Below are 9,983 nucleotides of genomic sequence, written 5' to 3'. Positions count from 1 at the left end.
GCGGCGCACGGCAGTATCGCCAAGCTGAATCCCCTCGCGGACTGGACCGAGGCACAAGTCTGGGAGTATATCCATGCCCATCGGGTACCCTACAACAAACTCCATGACCAAGGCTTCCCCAGTATCGGCTGTGCCCCCTGCACCCGCGCCATTGAGCCGGGCGAGGATCTGCGCGCCGGACGCTGGTGGTGGGAAAATCCCGAACAGAAAGAGTGCGGTCTGCACAAGTAAGCGCCATCTCCCCGCGCCTTAGAGCGCGACCCTCTTCCCCAGACCACTCGTTCCTCGTTGGGAAGAGGGTCACCCGGAAGCCTCTCTTCCCGGCGAGCTTGCGAGCCATGGGGGGAAGAGAGGTGGCAAGCCCTAGCGAGCCGGAGAGATGGCAAAAACCAAGGAAATTATTATGAACGACGTTGAACGAATCAAGAAAGAAAAAGGCGGCCTGGAGGTCTGGAACGACCTGCAGCGGATCGCCACCGAAGGCTACGGCGGAATTGACGCGGACGATATGTTCCGTCTGCGCTGGCTGGGGCTCTACGAGCAGAAGCCCAAAGACGGCTTTTTCATGCTGCGCATTAAAGTGCCAGGCGGCCAGCTCACCTACGACCAGCTGATCGCCGTCGCCGAGGTGACCCGCGACTACGCCCGCAATATCGCCGATATCACCACGCGACAGAACTTCCAGTTCCACTGGATGGCCCCCGCCGACTTCCCCGCGATTTTTGCCAAGTTCAGCGCGGTGGGCATCAGCACACTCGGTGCTTGCGGCGATATCCCGCGCAATGTCACCGGCTGCCCCGTGGCGGGCCTCGATCCCAACGAGACCTTCGATGCCCAGCCCTACGCTCAGGCAATCCACGAGTATTTTCTCGGCAACCCTGAGTTTGCGGATCTGCCACGCAAGTATAAAATCTCCATCACGGGCTGCTGTGAGCACTGCTCCCAGCCCGAGATCAACGATATTGCCGCCACGGCGGTCATTAAAAATGGAGAAAAAGGATTTCACATTCGGGTCGGCGGTGGGCTCTCCACGCGGCCGTTCTTGGCGCAGAAGCTCAACTTCTTTATCCCCGCCGATAAGCTGGTTGATGCGTTTCGTGCCGTCACCGAGGTCTACCGAGACTCGGGCTACCGGGAGAACCGCAAGAAGGCGCGTATCAAGTTCTTAGTGGCCGACTGGGGCGCGGCAAAGTACGAGGAGGAGGTGCTGAAGCGCCTGAGCTGGGTGCCCGAGCCCGCCCTCACCGAGACCGAGTGGCCTGAGCCAACCAATAACTTCCGCGACCATGTGGGCGTCCACCCGCAGAGCCAGGCGGGGCTGTTCTGGGTCGGGGCGAACGTGCTCACGGGCCGCATGAACAGCGAGCAGATTTTTGAAGTGGCGCGAATCGCCAAAGAGTACGGCACCGGCGATACCCGCACGACCAACCAGCAGAACTTACTGATTCCCAATATTAAAGAGGCCGATGTTCCAACCGTGGTCGCCGCACTAGAGGCGATTGGCTTCCCCGTGGTAGCGTCCCCCATTCGCCGCGCCGCCGTGGCCTGTACGGGAAGTGAGTTCTGCAACCTGGCGCTCACGGAGACGAAGAACCTCATGTGGCAAATTGTCCGGCACCTGGATAAGACGGTCTCGCTCGACGAGCCCCTGCGCATCAACCTCAATGGCTGTCCCAACGGCTGCGGCCAGCACCATATCGGCGATATTGGCCTCCAAGGCTGCGTTGTGAAGCTCCCCGATGGCGATAAAGTGGACGGCTACGATATCTCGCTCGGCGGTCGCCTAGGTCGCGATGCGAAGTTTGTCCGCCCGATCTGGCGCAAAGTCCCTGCGACCGACCTGCCTGTCGCACTGGAAAATCTCCTCAACGGGTATCTTAATGAGCGAGCCGAGGACGAAGACTTCCCTAGCTTTGTAGACCGGGCTAGTGACGACGAGCTTGGCTCGCTGATGCGCACCGGCTTTGTCGAGGCGGCGTAGTTCCCCCCTAACCCCCGCCCAGCGGGGGGATAATGAGGAAGAGGATTCCTTATATCTCCCCCGCCGGGCGGGGGTCGGGGGGGGGTAGGAAAAAACCATGCTAGAACCCGCCCTCGCTACCCTTGAATCGGAAGCCATCTATGTCCTGCGGGAGACCTACGGACAGTTTGAGCGCCCGGTGCTTCTTTTTTCGGGGGGCAAAGACTCCATCGTCATGGCCCACTTGGCGGCGCGTGCCTTTGCGCCTGCTAGGATTCCCTTCAAGCTCCTGCACATCGACACAGGCCATAACTTCGAGGAGACGCTGACTTTCCGCGATAACCTCGCTCGCGAGCTTCGTGCCGATCTGCTCGTTCGCTATGTTCAGGACACCATTGATGCCGGACGTGTGACCGAGGAGACAGGCCCCGAGGGCACACGAAACTCTCTACAAACACGCACACTTCTCGATGGTTTGGAGGAGCTACGCGCCGACGCGGCGCTGGGTGGCGCACGCCGCGACGAAGAGAAGGCCCGCGCGAAAGAGCGCTTTTTCTCGCACCGGGATCGGTTTGGGCAGTGGGACCCGAAAAACCAGCGCCCGGAGCTCTGGAGCCTCTACAATGGACGAAAAGCTCCCGGCGAGCACTTCCGCATCTTTCCACTTTCCAACTGGACCGAGCTGGATATCTGGAGCTACATCAAGGCCCGCAGGATCGCGCTACCATCGCTGTATTTCTCGCACGAGCGCCGGGTCTTCAACCGGCGGGGCGTCTGGCTGGCGGAGTCCGAGCTGCTGCCGTTGCTGCCCGGCGAGCTCGTCGAAACGCGCAAGGTTCGTTTTCGGACGATGGGCGATATCACGGTCACAGGCGCGGTGATGTCCGAAGCCGACACGCTAGACCAAATTATCGAGGAAGTGCGCACGTTCCGCGTGACCGAGCGCAGTGGCCGTGGCGACGATAAGCGCTCTGAGGCGGCAATGGAAGACCGTAAACGCGCGGGATATTTTTAGATGGAACTCTTGCGATTCTCGACTGCCGGAAGCGTGGACGACGGCAAATCAACCCTCATTGGGCGACTTCTTTTTGACTCCAAGGCCATCCCCGATGACCAGTACGAGGCGATCAAGCGAGCGAGTAACTCCGATGATGGCGGCGTAGACTTGGCGCTGCTCACCGATGGCCTGCGGGCGGAGCGAGAGCAGAAGATCACCATTGATGTGGCCTACCGCTACTTCGCCACGCCGCGCCGCCGCTTTATCATCGCCGACACACCGGGGCATGCTCAGTACACGCGCAACATGGTCACGGGCGCTTCGACGGCGCAAGCGGCCGTCATTTTAGTGGATGCACGCAACGGGCTTTTGGAGCAGTCGCGGCGGCACGCGGCCCTCTCAGCGCTTTTGCGCGTGCCGCACCTAGCCATGGCAGTCAATAAGATGGACTTGGTCGGCTTCGACGAGGGCGTTTTTCGGCGCATTGAGGCGGAGTTTGCCGCGTTTGCGGCCAAGCTGGGCGTGACGGCAACCGCGATTCCGCTCTCCGCGCTGGCGGGTGATAACGTGGTGGAGCGGAGTAAGAACACGCCCTACTACGACGGCCCCTCGCTGCTGGAGTGGCTGGAAGGCTTGCCCGTTGCTGAAACCCGCGGCGATGAGCCGTTTCGCTTTCCCGTGCAGTGCGTCATCCGCCCCCATCAGAACTTCCGTGGCTTTGCGGGCCGTGTTGCCGGGGGCAGTATTCGGTCCGGTGATCCGATCATTGCCCTGCCATCAGGGAAGCGCTCCACAGTCAAAGAGATTGTCACGGCAGATGGTAACTTGCCCGAGGCGCACTCCGGTGACTCGGTCGTGCTCACGCTCACCGATGAGGTGGATATCAGCCGTGGCGACCTGATCGCACTGCCCGAGAGCCCGCCCACGATCGCGCGGCGCTTTACAGCCACCATCTGCGTGCTCAGCGAGGCGGGGCTGGCTCCGGGGCGGCCTTATATCGCAACCCAGACCACACGGCAAGCGGCGGCGATCGTCGAGAAGGTGGACTATCGGCTTGCTGTCGAGACACTAGAGCAAGAAGAAACCCGTGGGCTCGCGCTCAACGAGCTTGGGCAGGTGACGATTGCCCTGGCCCAGCCCCTCTTCCTCGATCCCTATATCCAGAGCCGTGAGATGGGTGGTTTTCTCCTCCTCGACCCTGCCACCAGTGTCCCCGTCGCCGCCGGAATGGTCACCGAGATCCTTCCTGAGTCCGACCCAGAAGCCCTCTCAGAGCCCTGGACCCGCGCTGAGCGGGAGCTACGCCACGGCCACCGTGGAGGTGTGATCGTCGTCCCGGATCGTGCCACAGCCGCCACCCTGGAGCGAGAGCTTGTCACCCGGGGCTGGTACACCGCCTTTGTCGCGCACGGCCCCACCGACGCTCTCACCGAAAATGGCATTATCACGATCACTCTGGGAGAGTCCGAACAGCCGCTGGAAGCCCAGCTGGATGCCTTGCTTCTGGTGGAGAAGAACCAAGTCGGCTTTGCTGAGGGAATCTAGTCGTGGCCAGCTACCAGCCCGTCTATCTGGATCTGCGCGGCAAGCAAGTGGTGGTTATTGGCGGCGGCTACGTCGCCGGTGAGAAGCTCTCCGTCCTCTTTGACAGCGGCGCAAAGATCAGGGTCGTCTCGCCCGAGCTCTCCGAAGAACTACAACACTGGCACGCCGAAGGCCGTTTCGAGTGGTGGCCAAAACTCTGGGAGCCGAGTGACCAGGCCGATGCCTTTGTGGCGATTGGCGCAACCAACGACAAGAGCATTAATCGTGCGGTTTTTGCGGAGGCGGACACAAACGGGCGGCTCGGAAACTCGGTGGACGACCCCAAGTTCTGCAACTTTATTCTCTCCGCCGTGGCAAAATCCGGCCCAATGCAGGTCGCGATCTCGTCGGCGGGGTGTAGCCCCGCACTGGCGCAGCGCGTTCGAAAGCGCATCCTAGACGAGATTCTCACCCCCGAGCTGGGCGAGCTGGCGGAGTATTTGGGAAGCTGGCGGCCCCGCGTGAAAGTCGCCCTGCCGACCTTTGAGGCGAAGCAGAAGTTTTGGGAGGCGGTGCTGGACTCAGAAATACCCGCGCTACTCTCCGCGGGGAGCTTAGCGGAGGCCAACGCACGCATGGAGCTGCGGGTGATCTGTCCTTTGCAACGAGAGAGAGGAGCGTGCGATGACGGGTTTTGTCTATCTGGTGGGTGCCGGGCCGGGCGACCCTGAGCTCATCACGGTCAAGGGGCTTAAAGCACTCCAGCGTGCCGATGTGGTGCTCTACGACCGGCTGATCGCACAAGAGCTTCTGGACGACGCCCCAGCCCATGCGGAGCGCATCTATGTCGGAAAAGACCTTGGCTCGCCATCGCAGCCCCGCCAGGACGCGATCCACGAGGCGCTGGTGCACCATGCGAAGCTCGGCAAGACTGTCGTGCGGCTCAAGGGCGGCGACCCGTTTGTCTTTGGCAGGGGCAGCGAGGAAGCGGCGTATCTCACCGCACATGGCGTCTCCTACGCCGTGATTCCCGGTATCTCCTCCGCGATTGCAGGCCCCGGCGCAGCAGGAATCCCCGTGACGCACCGAGGCCTCTCGGCGGGCTTCTGCGTATTTGCGGGCCAAGAGGGTGAGGCGAATCACTTGCCGGAGAGCCACTGGCAAGCCGCCGCGCTGATCGGCACGGCAGTGTTTCTCATGGGCGTCTCGCGCCTCTCCAAGATTCTGGAGAAGCAGCGCCAGTACGGACGACCGGAGAGCACACCGGTCGCCATGATTGCCTCCGCGACTTGCCCAGAGCAAAAAGTCATCACGGGAACACTCGCCACTATAGAAAGTCTTGTCACCGAGATTCACCCTCCGGCGATAATCGTTATTGGAGATGTGGTGGGCGTGCGGGAGCTACTATAGAACCTTCATGCCTTCTTCACGTCAGAAACGTAAGATAAAAGCCAGCCACCGGGAACCAATGTCAAACCGGGCGGTATACTAGCGAGGGAGATCAGTTTACGTGTCCGTTGTTTTGCTTGGAGTCAATCACCACACCGCCCCCGTCGCGCTGCGCGAGCGCCTCTCTCTCTCAGGCTGTGCCCTGCGCACCGCACTTGAGGAGCTACGGGCCACCGAGGTCGTTACCGAGGCAGTGCTGCTCTCGACCTGCAACCGCCTGGAGCTCTACGCGACGCTCAACCCGAAAGCGCCTCAAGACTGCCTCATCGCAGCGCTGAGTGCACTCTACTTGCTCCCCGAAGACGAGCTTCGCCCCCATCTCTACATCAAGACCGACGAAGCTGTCACGCAGCACTTGCTCCGAGTCGCCTGTGGGCTGGAGTCCATGATCCTTGGGGAAGACCAAATTCTCGGGCAGGTCGGGCTGGCCTTTCAGGAGGCACAGACCGCAGGCGCGGTTGGCCCGACACTCTCCCGGCTCTTTGCGCAGGCCACACAGGCAGGCAAGCGGGCAAGAACCGAGACCGAGATCAGCCGCTACACAACATCGGTGAGCCACGCGGGAGCGCAATTGGTACTCCAGACAAAACCCGAGCGGGTACTGGTCGTCGGGGTGGGTGAGATGGCCGTGCTGGCCGCGCAAGCACTCCGTGCCACCAACTCCGTGGAGCTGGCGGTCATCAACCGCACTCTGGTGCACGCCGAAGACCTCGCCAAGAAGCTCAACGCCCGCGCCCTGAGCTGGTGCCAGCTTGAGGAGGCGATTTCCTGGGCCGATGCCGTGATCTGCGCGACGGGAGCCCCGCACACGGTCATCTACCACAGCGAGGTCGCCGCCGCCGTGCGCACCCGCGAGGGCCGCTCGCTCACGCTTGTGGATATCGCCGTCCCCCGCGACATTGAAGAAACGGTCGGTGCGCTAGAGCTTGTCGCCTACCACGATATTGATGGCCTCCAGCAAGTGATAGACGCCAACTTCGAGCTACGTCGCGCCGCCATTCCTGCCGTCGAGGAGATTATCGCGCAAGAGACGAGCCGCTTTACCGAGTGGCTTCAGACCCGCGATGTCACCCCCGTGATCAAGGACCTGCGCGACTGGGCGCAGGGGCTAGCGCAGAGCGAGGTAGAGAAGGCACTTACCCGCCTGCCCCACGCCGACGAAGCCACGCAGCGTGCGATTGAGATCCTGGCCCATAGCCTCGTCAACCGCCTGATGCACGAGCCGACCCTGCGCCTGCGCTCCAACGCCATCGAGGGCAATGGGGTCAACTACGCCGACACCGTGCGCGATGTCTTCGGCCTAGAAGCGGCCCGCTGTCCCTTCGTCGAGAAAAAGTAGCGATGGCAGCTCTGCACTTTGGCACCCGTGGCTCCAAGCTCGCGCTCTGGCAGACCGAGCATGTCTTGCGAATGCTCTCGCTCGGCACCAAGCCCGTGATCATCCAGACCAAAGGCGATCGCGTTCTCGACACGCCCCTGCCGCTGATCGGGGGCAAGGGCCTCTTCACCGCCGAGCTGGAGGCCGCGCTTCATGCCAATACCATCCAGTGTGCCGTGCACAGCCTCAAGGATCTCCCCACTGAGCAGCCCGACGGCCTCACTCTAGGCGCCATTCTTCAGCGTGCGCCTGTCGGGGATGCACTCATCAGCCGCAGTGGTAAAAAGCTCTCTGAGCTCCCCCAAAACGCCACCGTCGGCACGAGCAGCCGTCGCCGCGCCGCACAGCTTCTCCGCGCCCGCCCCGACTTGCAGCTCCTCGATATCCGTGGCAATGTCGACACCCGCATCCAAAAAGCCCTCGATCCCACCGGCCGCTACGATGCGATCCTCCTCGCCCACGCCGGGCTGGAGCGCCTCGGCTACAGCGATGTCATCACCGAAGTTCTCCCTTTCGATGTCATGCTCCCCGCACCCGGACAAGGCGCGATTGCCGTCCAGTGCCGCGACGAAGCCTGGATCAAGGAGAAGCTTTCTCTGATCCACCACCTCCCCACCGCACAAGCCGTCACCGCCGAGCGTGCCTTTCTCGCCGCTTTGGGTGGTGGCTGCTCACTGCCCCTTGCCGCCTACGCCCACACCGAGGACTCCACGCTCACGCTCACGGCCCGCGTTCTCTCCGTAGATGGCACGCGCTGCATCGAAGTCACTGGCACCGCCTCCCCCTTTGACTCCGACGCCGAAGCTCTCGGAGCCCAGCTCGCCGAGGAGGCAAAAGCCCAGGGAGCCATGGAGCTTCTGGGGTGACCGGCAAGCGTATTGTCAATACCCGCGCGACGCACCAGAACTCTCGGTTTACGGCGCTGCTCCAAGCCCAGGGCGCGGAGGTGATTGAGTACCCCTGCATCGCCATCGCTCCCCCGGAAGACGACACGCCGCTACGGAGAGCGTTGGCAAGTCTAGATGCCTTTGACTGGCTCGTGCTTACGAGCGCCAATACGGTGCTGGCGCTTAGTACCCTCCTCCCCCAGCCCCTCCTCCCAATCCTGGGAGGAAGGGGAGAGAGGGGAGCTAGTCCCCCCTCAGACTCCCCCTCCCCCAATCCTGCCTCCCAGTGTTGGAACCCAGAGGGTACCCGGGGGGTAGGGGGGAGGAGGGTCGCCGCCGTCGGCCCCACCACAGCAAAAGCAGCACAAGAGTATCTCGGCCTAGAGGCTGTGCTCCTTCCCGAGACGTTCACCGCCGAAGTGCTAGGCGAGGCACTCCCGATAAAGCCCGGCCAGCGCGTGCTGATCCCAGCCTCAGCGATTGCATCGCCCACACTCGCAGAGCTGCTCACGGCACGGGGCGCAGAGGTGACCGTGGTTGAGGCGTATCGGACAGTCATCGGGACAGGTGGTGCGGATATTGCTGCGCTACTGGCCCAAAAGCGTGTGAATGCGGTAACCTTTACCAGTGCCTCGACCGTCGAGAACTTTATCACGCGGCTAGAGAGTGAGGGCGGCAACCGAGCCGATTTGGCGGGCGTGTGCCTCGCCTGTATCGGGCCACAGACAGCGGCGATGGCTCAGACGCATGGCCTGGCGGTAGACGTGATGCCTGCCACACACACCCTCGATGGGCTTATCGAAGCGCTACAAAACTACTATGGATAACTTAATCTTTCGCCCACGCCGACTGCGGCGCACGCCCCTCTTGCGCCGGATGGTGCAGGAGACCTCGCTGGATGCGGCGGACTTTATCTATCCCCTCTTTGTGCGCCACGGGACGGGGCTAAAGCTCCCGATTCGCTCGATGCCAGGGCAGTGCCAGTGGTCGCCGGATACGCTGGTGGAGGAGGCAAGCCGCGCGTTCGACGAGGGCATTCCCGCCGTTATCTTATTCGGGATTCCGGAAACCAAGGACGCTTGCGGGAGCGAGAACGGGAACCCAGAGGGGATTGTGCCGAGCACGATTCGCACTCTCAAGAAAGCCCGCCCCGAGCTGCTGGTGATCTCAGACATGTGTTTTTGTGAGTACACGGATCACGGCCACTGTGGCGTCTTGGACGAGGCGGGCTATCTGCTCAACGATCCGACACTAGAGCTACTGGGCAAAGCTTCGGTGGTGCACGCCGAGGCGGGGGCGGATATTATCGCGCCGTCGGGGATGATGGATGGCATGATCGGGGCGATCCGTGGGGCGCTGGATAGTGCGGGGCTGGTCAATACGGTCACGATGAGCTACGCCGCAAAGTACGCCAGCGGCTTCTACGGCCCGTTTCGCGATGCCGCCGAGAGCCCACCCCAGTTCGGCGATCGAGGGCAGTACCAGATGGACCCAGCAAACCGCCGGGAAGCGTTGCGGGAAGTCGCGCTGGACGTGGAGCAAGGCGCAGATATTCTGATGGTCAAGCCCGCGCTAGCCTACTTGGACATTATTCGCGAAGTCCGCGACACCTACGAGCTCCCGCTGGCCGCCTACCAAGTCAGCGGTGAGTACGCCATGCTCCACGCCGCTGCCCAAAACGGCTGGATTGATCTACAGCGCTGCGCCTTGGAGAGCCTCATGAGCATCAAGCGCGCGGGCGCTGACATGATCCTGACGTATTTTGCACGGGATGCGGCGAGGTGGTTA

The 9,983-nt window shown here is 62.3% G+C and carries 10 protein-coding genes; all 10 read left to right on the top strand.

Going from position 1 to position 9,983, the window contains the following annotated elements:
* On the top strand, positions 1–231 hold a 231-nt coding region (locus AC1XOS_RS15320), incomplete at its 5' end, for a phosphoadenosine phosphosulfate reductase domain-containing protein (protein ID WP_481963095.1).
* A 172-nt stretch (positions 232–403) separates the two neighbouring features.
* The gene (locus tag AC1XOS_RS15315) at positions 404–1,981 is read left to right on the top strand and encodes a nitrite/sulfite reductase (protein WP_481963094.1); all 1,578 of its coding nucleotides are present in this window, start codon (positions 404–406) and stop codon (positions 1,979–1,981) included.
* A gap of 97 nt (positions 1,982–2,078) precedes the next feature.
* Complete coding sequence (gene cysD / locus AC1XOS_RS15310) at positions 2,079–2,975, top strand: sulfate adenylyltransferase subunit CysD (RefSeq protein ID WP_481963093.1); 897 nt, start codon at positions 2,079–2,081, stop codon at positions 2,973–2,975.
* Positions 2,976–4,502: a sulfate adenylyltransferase subunit 1 gene (locus tag AC1XOS_RS15305; RefSeq protein ID WP_481963092.1), complete on the top strand. Its 1,527-nt coding sequence runs from the start codon at positions 2,976–2,978 to the stop codon at positions 4,500–4,502.
* Between the two features lie 2 nt (positions 4,503–4,504).
* Positions 4,505–5,212, top strand: coding sequence for a precorrin-2 dehydrogenase/sirohydrochlorin ferrochelatase family protein (locus AC1XOS_RS15300; RefSeq protein WP_481963091.1), 708 nt, complete (start codon positions 4,505–4,507; stop codon positions 5,210–5,212).
* Positions 5,166–5,891: a uroporphyrinogen-III C-methyltransferase gene (cobA, locus tag AC1XOS_RS15295; RefSeq protein ID WP_481963090.1), complete on the top strand. Its 726-nt coding sequence runs from the start codon at positions 5,166–5,168 to the stop codon at positions 5,889–5,891. Before AC1XOS_RS15300 ends, cobA begins: the two co-directional genes overlap by 47 nt.
* A 100-nt stretch (positions 5,892–5,991) precedes the next feature.
* Positions 5,992–7,269 carry a glutamyl-tRNA reductase gene (gene hemA, locus AC1XOS_RS15290; protein WP_481963089.1) on the top strand — a complete coding sequence of 426 codons (1,278 nt, stop codon included), beginning with the start codon at positions 5,992–5,994 and terminating at the stop codon, positions 7,267–7,269.
* Between the two features lie 2 nt (positions 7,270–7,271).
* Positions 7,272–8,174 (top strand): hydroxymethylbilane synthase, encoded by a 903-nt coding sequence (gene hemC, locus AC1XOS_RS15285; protein ID WP_481963088.1) that lies wholly within the window; start codon positions 7,272–7,274, stop codon positions 8,172–8,174.
* Positions 8,171–9,022 (top strand): uroporphyrinogen-III synthase, encoded by an 852-nt coding sequence (locus AC1XOS_RS15280; protein ID WP_481963087.1) that lies wholly within the window; start codon positions 8,171–8,173, stop codon positions 9,020–9,022. The genes hemC and AC1XOS_RS15280 overlap by 4 nt, the downstream gene beginning before the upstream one ends.
* Positions 9,015–9,983: porphobilinogen synthase (gene hemB / locus AC1XOS_RS15275; RefSeq protein ID WP_481963086.1), on the top strand; the 969-nt coding region annotated here is incomplete at its 3' end. The genes AC1XOS_RS15280 and hemB, both read left to right, overlap by 8 nt.

It is taken from the genome of Armatimonas sp. (assembly GCF_964826245.1).
Note: the sequence above shows the minus strand (reverse complement) of the source record. Positions and strands in the feature narration are given on the sequence as shown.

What these genes read in the sequence shown, in the direction of transcription:
- AC1XOS_RS15315 (WP_481963094.1), top strand. Translation starts at nt 404, where the DNA reads ATGAACGACGTTGAACGAATCAAGAAAGAAAAAGGCGGCCTGGAGGTC.
- cobA (WP_481963090.1), top strand. Translation starts at nt 5,166, where the DNA reads ATGACGGGTTTTGTCTATCTGGTGGGTGCCGGGCCGGGCGACCCTGAG.
- cysD (WP_481963093.1), top strand. Translation starts at nt 2,079, where the DNA reads ATGCTAGAACCCGCCCTCGCTACCCTTGAATCGGAAGCCATCTATGTC.
- AC1XOS_RS15305 (WP_481963092.1), top strand. Translation starts at nt 2,976, where the DNA reads ATGGAACTCTTGCGATTCTCGACTGCCGGAAGCGTGGACGACGGCAAA.
- hemC (WP_481963088.1), top strand. Translation starts at nt 7,272, where the DNA reads ATGGCAGCTCTGCACTTTGGCACCCGTGGCTCCAAGCTCGCGCTCTGG.